The following is a 19,419-nucleotide window of genomic DNA, read 5'->3' as shown; positions in this document are numbered from 1 at the left end:
CACGCGCATGACCTCTTCGGACGCACCGGCATTCCGCGACATCTTCTTCTCAAGCGAAGACGAGCTGAGGCTCCATGCCCGTGATTATCCGCCAACAGCGGCACAGGAGAGCAGGGATCGCCTGCCGGTCATCTGTCTTCCCGGCCTCAGCCGCAACGCCCGTGACTTTCACCAGCTCGCCTTGCTGCTCGCCCATCATCCGGAAAAATCGCGCCGGGTCATCGCCGTGGATTATCGCGGCCGCGGCCTTTCCCAATACGATCCCAATCCCGTCAATTATAATGTGATGGTGGAATGCAGGGACATCATTGCGCTCTGCGACCTGCTCGGCCTGAAGCATTGCCTCTTCATCGGCACATCACGCGGCGGGCTCATCCTGCATATTCTGGCAGCCTTGCGGCCGGACCTCATCGCGGGGACGGTGCTGAACGACATCGGACCGGCGATCGAGTCCGAGGGCCTGATCGAAATCCGGGATTATCTCGGCCGCCGCTCGACCTTTTCGTCCTTCGAGCAGGCTGCCGACGCCTTGGCGGCGCTTCACGGCAAACCCTTCCCCGCCCTCGCCGCCGCTGACTGGCTGGATATGGCCCACGCACTTTATATCAGTCGCGACGACACCCTCGTTTCCGACTACGATCCCGCCTTGAACGACCAGCTCCAAGCCATCGACTTCAGCAAGCCGCTGCCAACGCTATGGCCGCAATTCGAAGTTCTCGCTGAAAAGCCGATGCTGATTATCCGCGGCGCGCATTCAACACTCCTTTCCGCGCAAACGCTTCAGGCGATGGCGCAGGACCGAGCGAAAGTCGCCACCCGAATGGCATCCGGCCAGGGCCACGCGCCCCTCCTCCATCACAAGGATGTTTTCCCGTCGCTTTCGGCATTTATTTCAGAATTCTGAGGATCGCCTAAGAGGCGGGCGATTGGCTTTACGCCGAGCATCTATTTTGAGGCTTCAATCAAATTGATAGCAAATCGTAAGGCCGTCACGCGTTGCGCCTCAGCGAGCTTTGCGAAAAGCCCAGAACGCAAAAACCCGCAGCCCTTTTCAGGGCTGCGGGTCAGTAATCCAACCTAGGTCAGATTAGAACGAACGCTGGAAGCGGATCATACCACCCCAGGAGTCGCCACCGTCCAGACCGTTGTCGAAGTAAGCAACTTCCGGCGTTACGACGAAGCCCGGAACAACCGTGAAGTTGGCGTTAGCAACAACAGCCAGTTCGTCAGCATCGTCGAACGAAACCTGCGCGTTCAGCGTTACGCGGTCGGTAACAGCGGCAGATGCGCCGAGCCAGACAGCCCAGTCGCCACCCCAGGTAGCGTAGACGTTCTTGCGATCGCCGTCCGTGTTCCAGCCACCCATTGCGAAGACCGAAACGCCACCGAAGGTGCCGTCAGCGCGCAGCTTGATTGCGCCTTCTTCAACAGCAGAGTCGTAACCGCCGACCAGCTTGACGCCGAAGGCGCCGCCCGAGTAGCCGATACCGCCAACGATGTTCGGGATGTAGTCACGGTCGCCACGGAAGGAACCGATAGCAGCTGCATCAGAACCGCTCGTGTCTTCGAGCGACAGAACTGCCGTGAGGCCAGCGCCGTTGTCGTAGTTGTACTGGATAACGTTGGCGTCATAGATGCCGCCCGAGATCAGGTCGTCGTTGATGACGTTGCCGGCGTAGCCAACGAACGTGTAGAATGCCGTTTCGGTCTTACCGACGCGGAAGCCGGCGAGGTCGATGTAGGCGAAGTTCAGCGATACGTCCGTACCACCTTCGTTGTTCCAGTTGAAGCGCGTCTCGGTGTAGGTCTTCAGAGCGCCGTACTCGGTGTCCGAGGCGGTTTCGATCTGGAGCGACAGACGCGACTTCGTGTTCCACTCGTCGCCGAAGCCACCGTTAGCACCGTTTACGTCGTCGCCGAGCAGCTCACCGCCACCAACGTCGAAACGAACGTAGCCGCCGATCTTGAGGCAGGTTTCCGTGCCCGGGATGTAGAAGAAGCCGGTGCCGAAAGCGTCGCAAACGCGAACGTATTCCATGGGCTCGGGCTCAGCAGCGACGATAGCGTCGGCAGCCTGTGCGCCGGATACTGCTGCGAGAGCTGCAGCGGAGCCGAGAAGAAGGCTCTTGATGTTCATTTCTGACCTCCAGTCAAAAAGTTTCAAACGGGTCTGGGTTTTTTGCTGAAGGACAGCGTTCCCTGCCCCATCCCCAAGTTCAAGAAGTGGACGATCAACCGCCCCTGCTTCCGAGAGTGAAAATACTCGACGCGGTTCCGTAAGCAATCTCCAAACTGAAAGGAGGCGGACTTTGTGACTGCCTTCGCCCAACGCTGTTGCGGAAAGGACACAAAATGGCGGACAGGGTCGTTAAAAGTTTATGGATTCTTAACAAAACCCCTTATGAAGCGAGCACTTAGCTTGTCGCAACCGTAAACGGACACCGCCCCGTACAGGGCGAAAAGACGGCAAAACGCCTTCATAAACATGGCGACGGCGTCTTTTCGAAACCACGCGCCGCCTCGATACAAGACTGATTTTCATGCCACGGACGAGATTGGGCGCCCTTTCAGCAGACTCGATTCGTCGTGATTCTAGCGAAGACTTAGTCTTGGCAAGTACGCGAGGAACCGGTGCGGGTCTCAGCATCGCATGCAGCCGAGTCGATTTTGCCAGCTTGCTATCGCCCAGAGCGAGGCGGCTTTTCCGCCTGGAGACCGCAACCGCTTTCAAGAAATCTATGAACTCGTGAATGCATGCTTATCGTCAGCCACCGCGGTACGGTTCGATACAGTTCTACCGAGGAGGATATTGCCTTAGACACCTGCGGAGGACGAAAGCCTCATCGCCACAGCTCAAATACCCACACAATGAAGGCGAGCATATTGACGTCAGCGATCGGCATCAGCATTGCCCTTGATCGAACTGTTACGTCGCTTGAGAACGGCCGGCTTGCCTAAACGCAACAAAGCGATGGCACGGAAGAGAGATGTCTACGCCTCGTCTCTTTGAATGCCGCATTCATAATCAAAGGGGAAACTGGCGGAGAAGATGGGATTCGAACCCACGATACCGTTTCCGGTATACTCCCTTAGCAGGGGAGCGCCTTCGACCACTCGGCCACCTCTCCGCTCGCGGTTTCACTATGCGGCAGAGCTTTTGATTGCAAGGCTTTTTTGACGGGCAATGCGAAATGAAATCGTCTTTGCCGCTTTTTCGGATTTTTCCGTTGGAATATCTTGGGCAGCGCCTGAAGACTGAAAGCATTCAAGCGACGGGCCGTCCGGGGATGGCGGGAATCATTCACTGATTCCCATGTTTCGCGAAATGACGCGGCTCAGGACGATTGCCGCACGCAGGGCTATGGACAAGCCTTCTATATAAAGAGGGCGAGATCGATCATCGGCTTAAATCGCAAGCCTGCCTGCAAAACTCCGAAAATTCGCCTCGAAATCGCCGCGCGGTTCCCGTCTTGTTCAACACCGGTTCAGCTTGCCGGCGCTACATGTCGTGCAACAAACCCGTTGTTGCGGAAAGGAATATGCAGATGGCAACCGTTATTGATGGCACGGATGGGGACGATCTGATCGTTCAGAATTCCAAGATCGAACTGGACGTCTACACCTATGGCGGCGACGACGAAGTCGTTTTGAACCTCATCGGCACGTATGGCGGCTTCAACAAGGTCAACACCGGCAGCGGCGACGATATCGTTCGCAACAGCTTCGAGGGCGGCAACCTCGTCTATCTCGGCTCCGGCAACGACTATTATACGCACAGCGGCAAGGACTACGACCCGGACTATTATGACAAGGTCTATGGTGGCAGCGGCAACGACGTCTTCAAGGTTCTGTCCTACCAGAGCGTCTATAACGGCGACGCCGGCAACGACACCTTCTATTCCGCCGGCTTCAAGAACACCTTCAACGGCGGCGACGGCGTTGATACGATCAACTACTCCCTGCAGGATTCGAGCAGCGAAGAAGGCCGCGGCATCTATGTCGATCTCGACAAGGGATATGCCAAGGCGGTTTCCGGCCGCCTCGAGACGCTGAAGAGCATCGAGAACGTCACCGGCACCAGCTATGCCGACACGCTGATCGGCACCGTCGGCAGCAACATTCTCAAAGGCGGCAGCGGCAACGACCAACTCGAAGGCCTAGGCGGTAACGACAAGCTCTATGGCGGCAGTGGAGTCGACATCCTTTACGGCGATGCGGGAAATGACGACCTCTATGGCGACACGGGCAACGACCGTCTCTACGGCGGTTCGGGCGCGGACGACATGTTCGGCGGTTCGGGCAACGACCTGCTTGTCGGTGGGACCGGCAGCGATCTCCTGGTTGGTGGTTCCGGGGCTGATACGTTCCGCTTCACCAGCATTGCCGACAGCAAGGTCGGCTCCACACCGCGCGACATCATCGATGATTTCAATCCCGGCAGCGAAGGCGACCGAATCGACCTTCGGTCGATCGATGCCAACATCAATACGTCGGCCGACAACAAGTTCTCCTTCATCGGCAAGGCCGGCTTCTCCGGCACCGCGGGCGAATTGCGTTATTCGGGCACGATCATTTCGGGTGACGTGAATGGCGACGGTGTCGCCGACTTCCAGATCGATGCCGGCCTGACGAAATATTATGCGAGCGATTTCCTGCTCTAAGCGGAAATCTATGCGGCAATCCAGCGCCGGGGCCCTGCCCCGGCGTTTTGCATTTGAGGCTTATGCGCCAGGCGCGAGCCGTTCCAAGGCGTTGGCAAGTGCCGTCGCACTGGCATCATCCATCTTCCCGCCAAGATGGCGCTCGATGGCGACGGCATAGACGGTCCATATCCGCGCCTGCACCCGGCGGCCTTCTTCCGTCACAAGTACCCAGCGGCCGCGGCCGTCCTCGGGCAGGGTTTCACGGCACACGAGCCCTGCACTTTCCATGCGGTCGAGCAGGCGCGAGAGATTGTGCTGCGCCAAGAGCGTGCGCTCTTCTATTTCGAAGGGGCGCAGCCTGCCCTTTTCCGTGCGCACCAGTTCCCACAGCACATCGTACCAGGCGAGCGGCGGCATGTCGGCAGCCTTGAGATCCTGCTCGATGGCAGCCAGCAGAAGGCGCTGGGCGCGCATGAGGCGGATCCACAGCCGGGTGGTTGCTTCGGATGGCTTGTTGGCGGCTTCTTTGGATGAGTCGGACATAGATGCAATTACATGCATCTTGACGAAAATAGCAAGGCCACATATATGCAATTGCATCTATATTCATCCGGAGACCTCCTATGCCCCTTTCCCAGACCCGAACCGACTTTACCGATTACGGCGTCACCCTGCTGCGCGTCAGCCTTGGCGTGATGTATCTCGCCCATAGTGTCGTCCTGAAACTGCTGACCTTCGGCCTTGCCGGAACGGCGGGTTATTTCACCTCCATCGGCCTGCCCGGCTGGCTCGCCTATCTGACCTTCGCCGCCGAGGCGGCGGGCGGGGTCATGCTGGTGCTCGGCATTCAGGCCCGCTGGGTGGCGCTGGCACTCATCCCCGCCCTGGCAGGCGCCATCATCTGGGCGCACGGCGCCAATGGCTGGGTGTTCACCGCCCCCGGCGGCGGCTGGGAGTATCCGCTTTACCTCATCGTGCTTTCCGTCGCGCAGGCCCTGCTTGGCGACGGACATTATGCCCTCAGCCCTTCGCGCCGCCTGCGCTGATACATCCAAGGAGATATCCCATGAACGAAGCCCGCCTGATCCTCGTCAGCCACCATCTCTGCCCCTATGTGCAGCGCGCCGCCATCGCGCTTGCCGAAAAGGGCGTTCCCTTCGAGCGCCGCACCATCGACCTTGCCGCCAAGCCCGATTGGTTCCTCGCTCTTTCGCCGCTCGGCAAGGTGCCGCTTTTGCTCGTCCGCCAACCTGACGGCAGCGAGGTCGTCCTCTTCGAAAGCGCCGTCATCTGCGAATATCTCGAGGATACGGAAACCGGCACGCCGCTTCACCCGGCCGACCCGCTCGCCCGCGCCCAGCATCGCGGCTGGATGGAATTCGGTTCCTCGATTCTCGGCGACCTCTGGGGGTTCGAGACGGCGAAGGACGCCGAGACCTATGAGGCCAAGCGCAGGGCGCTGATCGACAAGTTTTCGCGCGTCGAGGCGGCCCTTGGCGGCGGACCGTTTTTCGCCGGGGAAAAATTCAGCCTCGTCGATGCGGTCTTCGCACCAATCTTCCGCTACTTCGATACATTCGACATGATCGCGCCGACCGGCATCTTCGATGGCCTTGTTAAGGTTGCCCGCTGGCGCGCAGCGCTTTCAACGCGGCAGAGCGTCAAGAACGCGGTTGCCGAAGACTATCCGGCACGCCTCAGAACATTTTTGGAGCAGCATGATGCCTGGCTGCTGAAGCAAGCCGCCTGACCGGCCCCCGAAAAAGAAGAACCGCTGGAAACGGATCGTTTCCAGCGGTTCCCTGTTTCAGACCTGTCCGGAGGGATCAGGTGCGGGCGGCCAAGCGATCGATCGCGTTCTGCGTCGAGGTGCCGAAGTCGCCGTCGATCGGGCCGCTGTAATAGCCGCGATCCTTCAGGATCTGCTGGAACTCCTTGCGGAACTGCGGCGTGAAGTTTGCCGGCGAGCCCTTGAGTTCCTGCAGCTTGCCCTGGTCGCCGCCTTCCACGCTGGCGGCAGCCCAGCGGGCAGCCTCCCGTGCATTGGACCGCGTGCCGAGACCCTGATCGTAGAGGCGCGACAGGTTGCCCATGGCGTAGGTATTGCCGCCATTGGCCGCCTTCTCGTACCAGTCGATCGCCTGGGCATAGTCCTGCGTCACGCCGTTGCCGACGTCGTAGAGCCAGCCCAGCGAGGCCATCGAATAGTAGTCGTTCTGGGCTGCGGCCTTTTCGTACCAGTTGCGCGCTTCGACATAATCGACGGGAACGCCGAGACCGGACTGATAGGCATAGCCGACCGAGGACATGGCGTTGACGTCGCCGCCTTCCGCGCCCTTCTTGTACCAGTCGAGCGAGACATTGTAGTCGCGCTGCGTGCCGAGGCCTTCGCGGTAGAACCAGCCCATCGTGGCCTGCGCATTGGCATAGCCCTGCTGGGCTGCCTTGCTGTACCACTTGAAGGCCTCGTCATAGTCCTTGCGCGTGCCATTATAGCCTTCGCGATAGAGCCAGCCGAGCGACGCTTGGGCATAGGGATTGCCGGCATTCGAGGCCTGCTCGAACATGCGGGTGCCCTTGGCCATATCGACCGGGCCGTCCGTGCCGTAAATCGAATACCAGGCCAGGTTGGTCAGGGCGTAGAGGTTCCCCTCGTCGGCCGCCTTCTGGTAGTGTTCGCGTGCCTTGGCGAAGTTCTTCGCGGCATCGTAGGCACGGCCCAGCATGTTGCGAACCGAGTTGTCCGACGGATTGGCGTTGAGCGCCGCTTCGCAGACGGAGATCGCACGACCGTAGTCGATATTGGCGAAGAGCGTGCCGAGGAAGCCCGGACGCAGGTTCGGTTCGCCCGCCAGTTCATAGCACTGGTCGACATCCGAGCCGCTGCTAAGCGTCGACGTCGACTGGTCGGTCGAGGTGACCGTCGACGAACCGGAACCCGACAGCGAGGTGCTGTCATTGCGGCCGGCGGCGAGCTTGTCGATGGCGGCGAGCGTGGCCGCACCGAATTCGCCGTCGGACGAACCGCTGTAATAGCCGCGCTCCTTCAGGAGGCCCTGCAGTTCCTTGCGGAAGGCAACGGTGAAGTTGGCCGGGGTTTCCTTTAGCTCTTTCAACTTGTTGGGATCGCCGCTTTCGACCGCGGCAGCAGCCCAGCGGACGGCTTCCTTCGCGTCTGCCGGCGTGCCGAGCCCCTGGTCATAGAGGCGCGACAGGTTGCCCATGGCATAGGAACTGCCTGCATTGGCCGCCTTCTCATACCAGTAGCGGGCTTCGACATAGTCCTGCTTCACGCCGTTGCCGACGTCATAAAGCCAGGCAAGCGAGGCCATCGAGTAGGAATCGCCCATATTGGCGGCCTTCTCGTACCAGACCTTGGCTTCGGCATAGTCCTGCGCCGTGCCGAGGCCGTTCTGATAGGCCCAGCCAAGCGAGGACATGGCATTGGCGTCGCCGGCATCCGCAGCCTTGCGATACCAGTTCAGCGACTGGACGTAATCCTGCGAGACGCCGAGGCCTTCGCGGTAGAACCAGCCCATCGTGGCCATGGCGTTCGCATAGCCCTGGTTGGCCGACTGCTGATACCATTTGACGGCTTCGTTATAATCCTGGCGCGTGCCGCCATAGCCTTCGCGATAGAGCCAGCCGAGCGAGGCCTGGGCGTAGGAATTGCCCGCCGTCGCGGCCTTCTCGAACATCGACAGGCCCTTCGGCACATCGACCGGCCCATCCGTGCCGTAGATCGAGAACCAGGCCAGGTTGGTGAGCGCGTACATGTTGCCGAGCTCGATGGCCTTTTCGTAGTTGCGGCGCGCTTCGACATAGTTGCGGTCGGCATCATGCGAGCGGCCGAGCAGGTTGACGAGCATGCCGTCGGACGGGTTTTCGTTGACGGCCTGCGCGCAGGCGGTGAGCGCCCGCTTGGCATCGATCTTCAGGAAGTTGACGCCCATGAAGCCCGGCAGCGACTGCGGTTCGCCCGCCAGCAGGAAGCAATCGCGCGAGGCGGGCGTTTCCTTCGAGGCGACGTCGACGCTCAAGCCCTTCTTCGGCTCGAGGGCGGCGATGAGATGTTCGGCATCGCTGCGGTGCTTGCTGTCGGGATAACGCTCGAGGAAGCGCTGGAGTGCGGCCGCATCGGTCGATTCCTTCAGCGCGTCCCAGGCAATGCCGTCGGCATCCTGACCCTCGTTCTGGGTGGCTTCCTTGAGGCTGGCGAGCTTCTTCTCCGCCAGCATCTTGTAAACCGGATCCTTGCCGTGCTTGGCGATGAAGGCGTTGATCAGGTCCTCGTCGGCGAGGTCGCGGATGTTCTGCCAGTCGGCCGCCGCTTCGGACTGGCCGTTCGGCGAGACTTCCGTGTTGCCGCTGTTGGTGACGTTGATGTTCACTTCCTTGATGTTCAGGAAGATCTGCGCGCCGCCGAGCGAACCATAGACGAAGGGCTCCTGCTCGCGGTTGGTGGCTTCCACCACCTCGTCGCGCACCTTGCCGAGCGCGATTCGCACGTCGAGACCGGGTTCCGTCAGGTATTTCGCGAGCGCCGTGGCAAACGGGCTGTTCTTGCCCTGGCCGTCGAGCGCCACCGTGCCGGCCTTCGAGGCGAAGGCGATAAGCGTGTCGGCGGATTCGGGCTCGACACGGGCAAGGCCGCGCGTCACGGCACGGGTGCCGATCGAACGCGTCATCGCGGCCGCGAACGGATTGTTGCGGCAAGCATCGAGGATGAAGAGCTTCAGCTTCTTGGCGCCTTCCAGCGAGCGCTGAACGCGATCTATGGCGACACTTTCATCCTCGACGTCGCGGTCGCTTTTCAGCGCCGCATCGACGGGTATCAGGTAGTTGACCCCGTTCATTTCCATGGCATGGCCGGAATAATAGACCACCGCCATATCCGCATCGACGGATTCGTCCTCGAAATCGCGCAATGCCTTCACCATGGCGGAGCGATCGAGATCGAAGACGGTCTTCACGCTGTCGAAACCAGCCGCCTCGAACGACGCGCGCATCAGCTCCACATCGTTGGCGGGATTGTTCAGCTGGGCGGTCTCTTCGTATTTCTGATTGCCTATCAGCAGTGCCACGCGCTTGGCCTCAGCGGCACCCGCGTTGAACACGACGACGGCGATCGACACGAAGAACACCGGCGCCCAGCGTTTTTGTATTCGCTTGAACATGCCCTTCCCTCCGGCATTATTGCCGCCAGTATTACGTATGGGATAAGCGGTTTCAATGACTAAGCCGGTGGATTTTTTTGGCCGGGTCGCCAAAAAATCATGCCGGAGCGATTTCAATCCAGCGCTCCTCGCGGAACGATTGCGCCATGGCGTGCACCGTCTTCTCGATGCGCAGGCCATGGCTGAAATCGATGGAATGCGACGCCACGCCGGCAATGGCGGCGATCAGCTCGCGGCATTCTATGACCTTGAGATCATTGAAGCCGAGGCCATGGCCGGGGGCGGGAACGAAGCGGTCGTAGGGCCTGTGATGCGGCGCCGTCAGCACCGTGGAAAAGCCCTGTTCGGTGCCACGGCCGGCGGTCGTGTAGAGCTGGAACTCGTTCATGCGCTCCTGGTCGTAGAGGATCGAGCCCTTCGAGCCATAGACCTGCAAGGCGATGCGGCCCTTGCGGCCCCAGGCGGAGCGATTGGCCATCAGCACGCCGGAAATGCCGCCGGGAAGGCGCATGAGAACGCTGGCGATATCGTGGTTCTCGACTGCGCGGCGGCTCCCCTCTTTCGTGGGGCGGTCGGCATAGGGTTTGGCCAGCGATGCAATGACCGCCTCGACATGGCCGAACAGGCTCCAAAGCAGCGAGAGCGGATGCACGGCGAAATCGTCGAGCGCACCATAACCGGAGGATGCCTCGCTCTTCCAATAGAACGCCGCTTCCGGGTCGGCCATGAAATCCTCGTCCATCTCGACGCGGACGTGATTGACCGTGCCGATGGCACCCTCGTCGATCAGCGAGCGGATATGGCGCATCAGCGGGTTTTGGATGTAATTATAACCCATCACGGCGACCTTGCCGGAGGCGCGCTGGGCAGCCAGCATGCGTTCGGCATCGGCATAGGCTGTCGCCATCGGCTTCTCGCACCAGACGTGTTTTCCGGCCTCGAGGGCGGCGACCGCCATTTCGGCGTGGAACTGGTTCGGCGTGGTGACGGAGATGACGTCGACATCGGGATCTGAAAGCAGGTCGCGCCAGTTGGCCGTCGATTTCGCGAAGCCAAATTCGCGGGCGCGGCTGGCGGCAAGCTCGGGATTGGCCTCCGCCAGATGCACGAGGCGCGGACGGTCCACATCGCCGAAGACCGTGCTGACATTGTTCCAGGCGAGCGCATGGCACTTGCCCATATAGCCGGTACCGATCAATCCGATGCCAAGCGCTTTCATGATGCCTCCTCCTTCGCTGAATTCCGCTACGTACCGGCAGAGGAATTGCTATATCTCGCCGCACGGGCGCCTCTTGCGCCATCCATAGCGGGAAAGATTTGGAACGAAAACTATCTTTTCCCATAATATGGAATATTTATTTCATTCATCACAGAATGGCCGCCGAGGAGACACACATGAGCAACACCGATACGGCCCTTTCGCGCGTGCCCCGCGATTTCGACAGCCTGCGCTCCGTCATCATCGAGCGGAAGGCAACGATGCCGAAGCGGCTGGCGCAGGTGGCGGCCTATGCGCTGGCCAATCCCGATGAGATGGCCTTCGGCACCGCCGCCAGCATCGCGACCGCCGCCGACGTGCAGCCCTCGACGCTGGTGCGCCTCGCCCATCATCTCGGTTACGAGGGATTTTCCGACCTGCAAAACGTCTTTCGCGCCCGGTTGCGCGACCGCACGCTTTCCTATGAAGAACGGCTCGCCTCGCTGGAAGCGGGACCGGCGGCCAACAGCGACACGGAATTGCTGTCCGGCTTCCTGACCGCCGCGAGCCAGTCCGTTGCGCGCCTTGCCAGCACAATCGACGGCGAAACGTTTTCCAGGTCCGTTGATCTGCTCGCCCGCGCCGAGACCATCTATCTCGTCGCCAAGCGCCGCTCCTATCCGCTGACGGCGCATATCGCCTATGCCTTCGGCAAACTCGCCATCCGCCACCAGATCGTCGCCTCGCCCAACGGCATCGACGCCGAGATGGTGCAGTTCGCCACGAGCAAGGATGCCGTGATCGCCGCGAGCTTCGCTCCCTATGCCGCCGAGAGCCTGACGCAGGCGCAGGAACTCGCCGCCCGGGGCGTGCCCATCGTCGCCATCACCGACTCGGTGTTCTCGCCGCTTGCCGCCTCCGCCACGCACTGGTTTGAAGTATCGGAGGCCGACTATGCCGGCTTCCGCTCGCTCTCTGCCTCAATGGCACTCGCCATGGCCCTGCCGGTTGCGATTGCGGAAAAACGGCGCAGCCTGCGCCGTACGAGCAAATGAAATGCCGTGAAATAAAAATGGAATGAACATTCCGAATTGACATAATAATGGAATTCATGTTTCATTTTCCCAGAATGTCGCCGCGCTCTCATGACGGCGCCGCGAGACCGGGAGGAAGACATGCCGCACATCGATCAAGCCAGAACGCTTGACGTCATCACGATCGGCCGTTCGTCGGTCGATCTCTACGGCCAGCAGCTCGGCACGCGGCTCGAAGACACCGCCTCTTTCGCGAAATCCGTCGGCGGCTGCCCCGCCAATATCGCCATCGGAACCGCCCGCCTCGGCCTGAAATCGGCGCTCATCACCCGCGTCGGCGACGAGCAGATGGGGCGTTTCATCCGCGAGCAATCCGCCCGTGAAGGCGTCAATGTCGAAGGCATCAAGACCGACAAGGACCGTCTGACGGCGCTCGTGCTGCTCGCCATCGAATCCGAAGGCGTCTCGCCGATGATCTTCGTGCGCACCGATTGCGCCGACATGGCGCTCGACGAAGGCGACGTGGACGAGGCTTTCGTGCGTTCCTCGCGCGCGGTGCTGGTTTCCGGTACGCATTTCTCGCGACCCAACACGGAAGCCGCACAGCGCAAGGCGATCCGCATCGCCAAGGCAAACGGCGGCAAGGTCATCTTCGACATCGACTATCGCCCGAACCTCTGGGGCCTTGCCGGTCATGCGGAAGGCTTCGAGCGCTATGTGAAATCCGACCGCGTCTCCGCCATCATGAAGTCCGTGCTGCCGGATTGCGACCTGATCGTCGGCACGGAAGAGGAGATCATGATCGCCTCGGGCGCCGATGACGTGCTCGCCTCGCTGAAGGCTATCCGTGCGGTTTCGCCGGCAACCATCGTGCTGAAGCGCGGCGCCATGGGCTGCATCGTCTATGACGGCCCGATCTCCGACGATCTGGAAGACGGCGTGGTCGGCGACGGGTTCCCAATCGAGGTCTATAATGTGCTCGGTGCAGGCGATGCCTTCATGTCCGGCTTCCTGCGCGGCTGGCTGAAGGGCGAGGATCACAAGACCTGCGCCACCTGGGCCAATGCCTGCGGCGCCTTCGCCGTTTCCCGTCTGCTCTGCTCGCCGGAATATCCGAGCTGGGACGAACTCGCCTTCTTCCTCAAGAATGGCAGCAAGCACCGCGCGCTGCGCAAGGACGAGGCGATCAACCACATCCATTGGGCGACCAACCGCAAGCAGGCCAACATTCCCCTCCTCATGGCGCTCGCCTGCGACCACCGCATGCAGCTCGTCGATATCGCCGACGAACTGAAGGTGCCGCACGAGAAGATTTCGGAATTCAAGCGCCTCACCGTCCAGGCGACCGCGCGCGTCGCCGAAGGCCGCCCCGGCTACGGCATGCTGATCGACGAGCGCTTCGGCCGCGATGCCTTCTTCGACGCCGCCACGCAGAATTTCTCGTGGATCGGCCGCCCGGTCGAACTGCCCGGCTCCAAGCCGCTGCGCTTCGAGTTCAGCCAGGATATCGGCTCGCAGCTGGTGGAGTGGCCGCTCGACCATTGCATCAAGTGCCTGTGCTTCTACCACCCTGACGATCCCGCCGCCCTCAAGAAGGAGCAGCAGGAGAAGCTGCGCACGCTCTTCGAAGCCGCTCGCCGCGTCGGCCGCGAATTGTTGATCGAGATCATTGCCGGCAAGAACGGCCCGCTCAAGGATGATACGATCTCAACGGCGCTGCAGGAACTCTACGATCTCGGCATCAAGCCGGACTGGTGGAAACTGGAGCCGCAGGCATCGAGCGAAGCCTGGAAGAACATCGAGGCCGTCATCGCCAAGAATGATGCCTATTGCCGTGGTATCGTGCTGCTTGGCTTGGAAGCGCCGACGGAGGACCTGGTGAAAGCCTTCGAGGCGACGACGGTGGCGCCGGCCGTGAAGGGCTTTGCCGTCGGCCGCACGATCTTCGTGGATGCCGCCCGCGCCTGGATGGCGGGAAAAATGGACGATGAAGCTGCGATTGCAGACATGGCCGGCCGCTTCCGCGAGCTGACTGATGCCTGGCTTCGCACGCGTGGTCTGTAAAGCAATCCCAGGAAAAGTGTGGGCGGTTTTCCGTCCGTGATTGCGATAGACAAGAAAGAGAATTGGGAGGATTACGATGGGCAAGACGATCCGGCTGACGATGGCGCAGGCCGTCACGCATTTCCTGAAGGCGCAGATGACCGTCGTCGACGGCAAGACGGTGCCGATCTTTGCCGGCGTCTGGGGCATCTTCGGCCACGGCAACGTCGCGGGTATCGGCGAGGCGCTCTATCAGGTGCGCAACGAACTGCCGACGCTGCGTGCCCATAACGAGCAGGGCATGGCGCACGCCGCCGTCGCCTTCGCCAAGGCCAGCTTCCGCCAGCGTTTCATGGCCTGTACCACCTCCATCGGTCCCGGCGCGCTCAACATGGTGACGGCGGCGGGCGTTGCCCATGTCAACCGCCTGCCTGTGCTCTTCCTGCCCGGCGACGTCTTCGCCAACCGCATCCCCGATCCGGTCCTTCAGCAGATCGAGGACTTCAACGACGGTACCGTTTCGGTCAACGACGCCTTCCGCTGCGTCTCGCGCTATTTCGACCGTATCACCCGCCCTGAGCAGATCATCTCCGCCCTCAAGCGCGCGATGCAGGTACTGACCGACCCGGTCGATTGCGGCCCGGTGACGCTGTCGCTCTGCCAGGATGTGCAGGCCGAGGCCTATGACTATCCGGCCGCCATGTTCGAGGAGAAGGTCTGGACGCACCGCCGTCCCCGCCCTGACAACGACGAACTGGCCGCCGCCATCGCCACGCTGCGCAAGGCCGAGAAGCCGCTGATCATCGCCGGAGGCGGCGTGCTCTATTCGCAGGCGACGGCCGAACTCAAGGCCTTCGCCGGCATGCACGGCATCCCGGTGGCCGTCACCCAGGCCGGCAAGTCGGCGCTGCCGGATGATCATCCGCTCTGCATGGGCTCCATCGGCGTTACCGGCACCTCGGCCGCGAACGCTTTTGCCGAGGAGGCGGATGTCATCCTCGCCGTCGGCACGCGCATGCAGGATTTCACGACCGGTTCCTGGGCGCTGTTCAAGAACGACAATGTCAAGATGATCGGCCTCAACACGGTCGCCTTCGACGCCGCCAAGCGTGACAGCCAGCCGCTCGTCGCCGATGCGCGCGAAGGTCTGAAGCTGCTGTCGGAAGCGCTCGGCGGCTGGAAGGCGCCCGCTGCCTTCACGGAAACGGCGAAGGCCCGCAAGGACACGTGGATGGCCGCTGTCGCCCGCGCGACCGCGCCGACAAATGCCGACCTGCCCTCCGACGCGCAGGTCATCGGCGCGGTGCAGCGCACGATCGGCGGCGAGAACTCCGTGCTTGTCTGCGCCGCCGGCGGTCTGCCGGGCGAATTGCACAAGCTGTGGCAGGCCCAGAAGCCGGGCGGCTACCACATGGAATACGGCTTCTCCTGCATGGGCTACGAGATTGCCGGCGGGCTTGGTGTGAAGATCGCGCGGCCCGAGGCGGATGTCGTCGTCATGGTCGGCGACGGCTCCTACATGATGATGAATTCGGAGCTTTCGACATCGGTCATGCTTGGCAAGAAGCTCACCATCGTCGTGCTCGACAACCGTGGCTATGGCTGCATCAACCGGCTGCAGATGGGCACCGGCGGCGCCAACTTCAACAATCTCCTGAAGGACTCGATGATCGAGATGATGCCGGATATCGACTTCCGGGCGCATGCCGAAAGCATGGGCGCGGTCGCCGTCAAGGTATCCTCCATCGCCGACCTCGAAACCGCGATCCAGAACAGCAAGAGCAACGACCGCACCTCGGTCATCGTCATCGACACCGACCCGCTGATCACCACCAAGGAGGGTGGCCACTGGTGGGACGTCGCGGTGCCGGAGGTCAGCCCGCGCAGCGAGGTCAACACGGCGCGCGAAGCCTATGTGAAGGCCCGTGCCGCGCAGACCATCGGTTAATATAGGATAACGCCCCTCTCCTCCTCTCCGTCATCCTCGGGCTTGACCCGAGGATCCATGCCACAGGCAGGACGGTGCGGATGCGTGGATCCTCGGGTCAAGCCCGAGGATAACGGAAGAGAGGGAGGCAAGGACAATAGTAATGGGAAGCCCCGCTTCCCGCCAAGGAGACTATGATGAAAGCCAAACTCGGCATGTCGCCCATCGCCTGGTGGAACGACGACCTTCCGGAACTGAGCGACGATGTCTCGCTCGAAGAGTGCCTGCGCCAGTCGCGCACCGCCGGCTTCACCGGCATGGAACAGGGCCGTCGTTTCCCGAGCAACCCGGAGGAAATGCTGCCGATCCTGCGCGCCGCCGACGTGACGCTGTGCGGCGGCTGGTTCTCTGGCACGCTGGTCGATGAAGATCTCTCGGCCAACAAGGACCGCATCCTGCCGATGATCGAGCTGTTCAAGGCCGTCAATGCGCCCTGCATCGTCTATGGCGAAGTCGGCCGCTCCATCCAGGGCGACCGCTCCAAGCCGCTCGCCACCAAGCCGCGCCTGTCCGACGACGAGATGAAGGCCTATGGCCGCAAGCTTACCGCCTTCGGCGAATGGTGCGCGGAACAGGGCATGCCGCTCTCCTACCACCACCACATGGCCGCCGTGGTCGAGACCGAGCCGGAGCTCGATGCCTTCATGAAGAATTCCGGCGAAGGCATTCCGCTGCTGCTTGATGCCGGGCACCTCGCCTTTGCCGGCGGTGATGTGCTGCGCGCCATCGACAACCACCATGCCCGCATCAACCATGTGCATGTGAAGGACATTCGCCGCCCGGTCGTGGATAGCCTCGACCGCACGAAGCAGTCCTTCCTCGACGCGGTGGCGCTCGGCGCCTTCACCGTGCCAGGCAACGGCTCGCTGGATTTCGGCGCGATCGTCAAGCGTTTTGCCGACTATGGCTATGAAGGCTGGTTCGTCGTGGAGGCCGAGCAGGACCCGCGCAAGGCGCCGCCAGCGAAAATGGCCGAAGTCGGCTATGCCGAACTGATGCGCGTCATGACCGCAGCCGGCTACACTGTCGAAACGGAAGGCTTTCCCAAGGGATAAGCTGCGCTCGACCGCCTGAAGGAAAGGACCAAGCCCATGCCGAACCTGCTCGTCAAACCCCAAGGTACCCACGGCCGCGTCAGCCATGTGACGCCCGAAAGCGCCGGCTGGACCTATGTCGGCTTCGACCTGCACCGCATGAAGCCCGGCGAGATCGTCGCGGCGGAAACGGGAAGCCGGGAAGTCTGCCTCGTGTGGATTTCCGGCAAGGGCAAGGCGACGGCGTCGGGCCAGGATTTCGGCGTGCTCGGCGAGCGCATGGGCCCGTTCGAGGGCGCGCCGCATGCGCTCTACATTCCGGCCGGCTCCAACTGGTCGGTGACGGCGGAAACGGATCTGGAACTCGCCGTCTGCTCGGCACCGGGTGGCGGCGACTACAAGGCCAAGGCCATTCCGCCGGGCACGCACCCGCAGTTGCATCGCGGCAAGGGCTCCAATGTTCGCCACGTGCACAACATCATGCCGGAGGACGACAATTCGGCCCATTCGCTGTTGGTCGTCGAGGTCATCACCCCGAACGGCAACACCTCGTCCTACCCCTCGCACAAACACGACCAGGACGACCTGCCGAACGAAAGTTTCCTCGAGGAGACCTACTACCACCGCCTCAACCCGCCACAGGGCTTTGCGTTCCAGCGCGTCTATACGGATGATCGCTCGCTCGACGAGGCGATGGCGGTGGAGAACGGCGACGTGACGCTGGTACCGAAAGGATATCACCCCTGCGCGACCATTCACGGCTATGACCTCTATTATCTGAACGTGATGGCCGGGCCGAAGCGGGTTTGGAAATTCCACAACGCCAGGGAGCATGAATGGTTGCTGAAGTAAGCATGCATACCATTCGGCAAGCGCCCGGCTGCTCGCAGGCTCGCGGTAAACCCCGCCCTCTCCGTCGTTACCCCCGGGCTTGACCCGGGGATCCATTCCAAAGGAAGTACGGTGCGGATGCGTGAATCCCGGGATCAAGCCCGAGGATGACAGAGGCGAGGTTTGCGCGCGATATCCGGAGGTTAGTGCACCTTATGGCAGTGCTGAGCGTGATTGGCGCATGAAGAGGTTGGCTTCCAGCTCTACCGCTTCCACCTCCGAGTCAGCCCCCATTCCTTGGCAATCTCAATTGTTGAGGAAAATCCAACCTCCAACATGAACGGCTCGGTGGAGACGGCATAACCGCCGCCCTCGCCGGGCAATACCGGCGTGCCATGCCCCATTCCGTTTATTTCGTGGAAGATGACGAGCGGCGTGCCGTCCTTGTCCGGCCAGATGCGGGTGCGTCGGCCCTTCTGGCGTTTTTCGACGAACCCATCCTTTGGCAGCCGGTAGAGGTCGCGCCATTGCTCGACCAGAGCCAGACCGTTCGACAGGGCGACGGTGTCGTCGGCAGTACCGTGCCAGATCGAAATGGTGGGCTTTCGCGGAATGCGCGGCGAGACGTTCCGCACCAGATCGGACCATCCATGGGGCGTGCGCTGTGGCGCGTCTTCCATCGCCTCAAGGGCGCGGGTGGCGTCGCGCGCCGCGCCGAAGGGCAGGCCGGCGATGATCGCGCCGCCGGCGAAGACCTCTGGATAGTTGGCGAGCATGGCCGCCGTCATGGCGCCGCCGGCGGAGAGGCCGGTGACGTAGATGCGCTCGGGGTCGCTTCCCGCCTGCCCGGCGGCATGCGCTACCATCTGGCGGATCGACATCGTCTCGCCGCGATCGCGCGTCACCTCGCTTGGCCGGAACCAGGTGAAGCAGAGGCGCGGATTGTTGGCCTCGCGCTGCTGGGCATAGACGACGGCAAAGCCGCGCTCCTCGGCAAGCGAGGCCCAGCCGGCGGCACGGTCGTAGCTTTCCGCATCTTGCCGGCAACCATGCAGCACCAGGACGAGCGGACGCCCGGCGGGCAAGCCTTCCGGAATATGCATGAACAGGCGCAGGTGCCCCGGATTGCTGCCGAAATCGCTGACCTCGACAAGCGGCGAACCGCCCGCCGGGCGACGGCGCGGCGCGGGTGCCTTGCGTTCGGGGGCGCGGTGGAACGGCCAGAACAGGTCTCCCAGCCGCGCTTCGGTCGGCAGCAGACGCTCGACCGACCGCTTGAAGCGATCGCGCATTCTTGGCCTCTCTTTCGTGGAATTGCTCATTATCAGGACTAATGCTCACCGGGAGCGGCAGGATCAAGGCAAAGGCGGCAAAATGCGGGGGATGGCTCATTCTGTGGATTCATGAGGGCATTCATAAATAGCCAAAGTGTCGGCCCGCCCATTTCGTTCCCGCCCTTTCGAAGAGCACCA

At 61.9% G+C, this 19,419-nt stretch carries 14 protein-coding genes and 1 tRNA gene; 9 read left to right on the top strand and 6 right to left on the bottom strand.

Going from position 1 to position 19,419, the window contains the following annotated elements; translation table 11 throughout:
- The first annotated feature begins 7 nt into the window (after window positions 1-7).
- On the top strand, window positions 8-904 hold the full coding sequence (locus D0Y60_RS09845) for an alpha/beta hydrolase (RefSeq protein ID WP_117369255.1): 897 nt from the start codon (window positions 8-10) through the stop codon (window positions 902-904).
- Between the two features lie 183 nt (window positions 905-1,087).
- Here the strand turns inward: D0Y60_RS09845 and D0Y60_RS09840 are convergent, their stop codons facing one another.
- Window positions 1,088-2,137: a porin gene (locus D0Y60_RS09840; protein ID WP_117369253.1), complete on the bottom strand. Its 1,050-nt coding sequence runs from the start codon at window positions 2,135-2,137 to the stop codon at window positions 1,088-1,090.
- Between the two features lie 901 nt (window positions 2,138-3,038).
- Window positions 3,039-3,128 (bottom strand) — tRNA-Ser (locus D0Y60_RS09835).
- A 417-nt stretch (window positions 3,129-3,545) separates the two neighbouring features.
- Here D0Y60_RS09835 and D0Y60_RS09830 point away from each other — a divergent pair.
- On the top strand, window positions 3,546-4,661 hold the full coding sequence (locus tag D0Y60_RS09830; protein ID WP_117369733.1) for a calcium-binding protein: 1,116 nt from the start codon (window positions 3,546-3,548) through the stop codon (window positions 4,659-4,661).
- Between the two features lie 60 nt (window positions 4,662-4,721).
- On the opposite strand, the gene D0Y60_RS09825 is transcribed toward D0Y60_RS09830, so the two are convergent.
- Window positions 4,722-5,186: a MarR family winged helix-turn-helix transcriptional regulator gene (locus D0Y60_RS09825; RefSeq protein WP_245409139.1), complete on the bottom strand. Its 465-nt coding sequence runs from the start codon at window positions 5,184-5,186 to the stop codon at window positions 4,722-4,724.
- Window positions 5,187-5,266: 80 nt separating this feature from the next.
- On the opposite strand from D0Y60_RS09825, the gene D0Y60_RS09820 reads away from it, so the two are divergent.
- Both D0Y60_RS09820 and D0Y60_RS09815 read left to right on the top strand, forming a co-directional pair.
- Window positions 5,267-5,689: a DoxX family protein gene (locus D0Y60_RS09820; protein WP_117369249.1), complete on the top strand. Its 423-nt coding sequence runs from the start codon at window positions 5,267-5,269 to the stop codon at window positions 5,687-5,689.
- A 20-nt stretch (window positions 5,690-5,709) separates the two neighbouring features.
- Window positions 5,710-6,393, top strand: coding sequence for a glutathione S-transferase family protein (locus D0Y60_RS09815; RefSeq protein ID WP_117369247.1), 684 nt, complete (start codon window positions 5,710-5,712; stop codon window positions 6,391-6,393).
- A gap of 76 nt (window positions 6,394-6,469) precedes the next feature.
- On the opposite strand, the gene D0Y60_RS09810 is transcribed toward D0Y60_RS09815, so the two are convergent.
- Window positions 6,470-9,820 carry a caspase family protein gene (locus D0Y60_RS09810; RefSeq protein ID WP_158565452.1) on the bottom strand — a complete coding sequence of 1,117 codons (3,351 nt, stop codon included), beginning with the start codon at window positions 9,818-9,820 and terminating at the stop codon, window positions 6,470-6,472.
- Between the two features lie 97 nt (window positions 9,821-9,917).
- The gene (locus tag D0Y60_RS09805; protein ID WP_117369731.1) at window positions 9,918-11,039 is read right to left on the bottom strand and encodes a Gfo/Idh/MocA family oxidoreductase; all 1,122 of its coding nucleotides are present in this window, start codon (window positions 11,037-11,039) and stop codon (window positions 9,918-9,920) included.
- A gap of 176 nt (window positions 11,040-11,215) precedes the next feature.
- On the opposite strand from D0Y60_RS09805, the gene D0Y60_RS09795 reads away from it, so the two are divergent.
- The 5 genes from D0Y60_RS09795 to iolB all read left to right on the top strand — a co-directional run bounded on the left by D0Y60_RS09795 (window position 11,216) and on the right by iolB (window position 17,968).
- Window positions 11,216-12,073, top strand: a complete 858-nt coding sequence (locus D0Y60_RS09795; protein WP_117369240.1) for a MurR/RpiR family transcriptional regulator — start codon at window positions 11,216-11,218, stop codon at window positions 12,071-12,073.
- A 120-nt stretch (window positions 12,074-12,193) separates the two neighbouring features.
- Window positions 12,194-14,116, top strand: coding sequence for a 5-dehydro-2-deoxygluconokinase (gene iolC, locus D0Y60_RS09790; RefSeq protein WP_117369238.1), 1,923 nt, complete (start codon window positions 12,194-12,196; stop codon window positions 14,114-14,116).
- Window positions 14,117-14,192: 76 nt separating this feature from the next.
- Entirely contained in the window at window positions 14,193-16,043 is a 1,851-nt protein-coding gene (gene iolD / locus D0Y60_RS09785) for a 3D-(3,5/4)-trihydroxycyclohexane-1,2-dione acylhydrolase (decyclizing) (protein ID WP_117369236.1), read from the top strand.
- Window positions 16,044-16,219: 176 nt separating this feature from the next.
- Entirely contained in the window at window positions 16,220-17,137 is a 918-nt protein-coding gene (gene iolE, locus D0Y60_RS09780; protein ID WP_117369234.1) for a myo-inosose-2 dehydratase, read from the top strand.
- A 36-nt stretch (window positions 17,138-17,173) separates the two neighbouring features.
- A complete protein-coding gene (iolB, locus tag D0Y60_RS09775; protein ID WP_117369232.1) occupies window positions 17,174-17,968 on the top strand; it encodes a 5-deoxy-glucuronate isomerase in 795 nt (264 codons plus the stop codon).
- A 242-nt stretch (window positions 17,969-18,210) separates the two neighbouring features.
- On the opposite strand, the gene D0Y60_RS09770 is transcribed toward iolB, so the two are convergent.
- A complete protein-coding gene (locus tag D0Y60_RS09770) occupies window positions 18,211-19,239 on the bottom strand; it encodes a PHB depolymerase family esterase (protein WP_117369230.1) in 1,029 nt (342 codons plus the stop codon).
- Window positions 19,240-19,419 lie beyond the last annotated feature (180 nt).

Origin of the sequence: Shinella sp. WSJ-2 (genome assembly GCF_003432075.1) — a bacterium.
Classification (GTDB): domain Bacteria; phylum Pseudomonadota; class Alphaproteobacteria; order Rhizobiales; family Rhizobiaceae; genus Shinella.
Note: the sequence above shows the minus strand (reverse complement) of the source record. Positions and strands in the feature narration are given on the sequence as shown.

Excerpts from the sequence above, each read along its gene's own strand:
- D0Y60_RS09845 (WP_117369255.1), top strand. The coding sequence starts at position 8 with ATGACCTCTTCGGACGCACCGGCATTCCGCGACATCTTCTTCTCAAGC.
- D0Y60_RS09840 (WP_117369253.1), bottom strand. The coding sequence starts at position 2,137 with ATGAACATCAAGAGCCTTCTTCTCGGCTCCGCTGCAGCTCTCGCAGCA.
- D0Y60_RS09830 (WP_117369733.1), top strand. The coding sequence starts at position 3,546 with ATGGCAACCGTTATTGATGGCACGGATGGGGACGATCTGATCGTTCAG.
- D0Y60_RS09825 (WP_245409139.1), bottom strand. The coding sequence starts at position 5,186 with ATGTCCGACTCATCCAAAGAAGCCGCCAACAAGCCATCCGAAGCAACC.
- D0Y60_RS09820 (WP_117369249.1), top strand. The coding sequence starts at position 5,267 with ATGCCCCTTTCCCAGACCCGAACCGACTTTACCGATTACGGCGTCACC.
- D0Y60_RS09815 (WP_117369247.1), top strand. The coding sequence starts at position 5,710 with ATGAACGAAGCCCGCCTGATCCTCGTCAGCCACCATCTCTGCCCCTAT.
- D0Y60_RS09810 (WP_158565452.1), bottom strand. The coding sequence starts at position 9,820 with ATGTTCAAGCGAATACAAAAACGCTGGGCGCCGGTGTTCTTCGTGTCG.
- D0Y60_RS09805 (WP_117369731.1), bottom strand. The coding sequence starts at position 11,039 with ATGAAAGCGCTTGGCATCGGATTGATCGGTACCGGCTATATGGGCAAG.
- D0Y60_RS09795 (WP_117369240.1), top strand. The coding sequence starts at position 11,216 with ATGAGCAACACCGATACGGCCCTTTCGCGCGTGCCCCGCGATTTCGAC.
- iolC (WP_117369238.1), top strand. The coding sequence starts at position 12,194 with ATGCCGCACATCGATCAAGCCAGAACGCTTGACGTCATCACGATCGGC.
- iolD (WP_117369236.1), top strand. The coding sequence starts at position 14,193 with ATGGGCAAGACGATCCGGCTGACGATGGCGCAGGCCGTCACGCATTTC.
- iolE (WP_117369234.1), top strand. The coding sequence starts at position 16,220 with ATGAAAGCCAAACTCGGCATGTCGCCCATCGCCTGGTGGAACGACGAC.
- iolB (WP_117369232.1), top strand. The coding sequence starts at position 17,174 with ATGCCGAACCTGCTCGTCAAACCCCAAGGTACCCACGGCCGCGTCAGC.
- D0Y60_RS09770 (WP_117369230.1), bottom strand. The coding sequence starts at position 19,239 with ATGCGCGATCGCTTCAAGCGGTCGGTCGAGCGTCTGCTGCCGACCGAA.